This is a genomic window from Psychrobacter sp. Rd 27.2, from assembly GCF_001921755.1.
GTDB classification, from domain to species: Bacteria; Pseudomonadota; Gammaproteobacteria; order Pseudomonadales; family Moraxellaceae; genus Psychrobacter; species Psychrobacter celer.
The window spans coordinates 1-682 of the sequence record NZ_MRYB01000046.1 but is presented as its reverse complement, the minus strand read 5'-3'; the positions used below and the strand labels follow the sequence as shown (position 1 = coordinate 682).

1 protein-coding gene is annotated in these 682 nt (G+C 37.0%); it reads left to right on the top strand.

The window, feature by feature from the left end:
* On the top strand, positions 1 to 630 hold a 630-nt coding region (locus tag BTV99_RS12535), incomplete at its 5' end, for a heteromeric transposase endonuclease subunit TnsA (protein ID WP_075102678.1).
* Between the last annotated feature and the right edge of the window lie 52 nt (positions 631 to 682).

Here is a 682-nt window from a genome sequence, read left to right as displayed (position 1 = left end):
ATAAAACCAACTCGTAGAAGTATCTCAGGACATGTGACATTTAAAGACTCAAATGTACCTTTCGAATCCTCATTAGAGCGCGACTTTTTAACCTACTATACCTTCACAGAGGATGTATTAGATATTGTATCGCAGCCTATCTCTATTCCCTTCAAGAAGAACGGTCGTAATTACACTTATACGCCAGACTTTTTTATACAGATAAAATCGAGGTCAGGACCATCGTTATTAGTAGAAGTCAAACCAAAAGAAGAATGGCAAGCCAATTGGCGAGACTGGTCTGATAAATGGAAAGCAGCGATAAAATTTTGTAAAGAACAAGGGTTTAGATTTACTATTTATGATGAGGATAGGATTAGACACCTTGCTCTAGATAATATCAACTTCCTTATGAGATATAGAAACCTTGCTGTGAATGAGCAAGAGGTAAACGCCCTTTTACAAGATATAGAATTACGAGGCAATACCAACGTCGAATACCTTCTAGAAAGATACTTTAAAGGCAGTATTTATCGCAAACAAGGGCATCGTTTAATCTGGCACCTTATGGCGCATCGTAGGATTGGTTTTGACATATGGAACGATGTACATAGTGAAAAGACGGAGGTTTGGCATGATAGAAAACATTAAAAACGTTGGTGTAGAAGTAAATAGTCACTATGACACTATTGAAAGAAGTTAT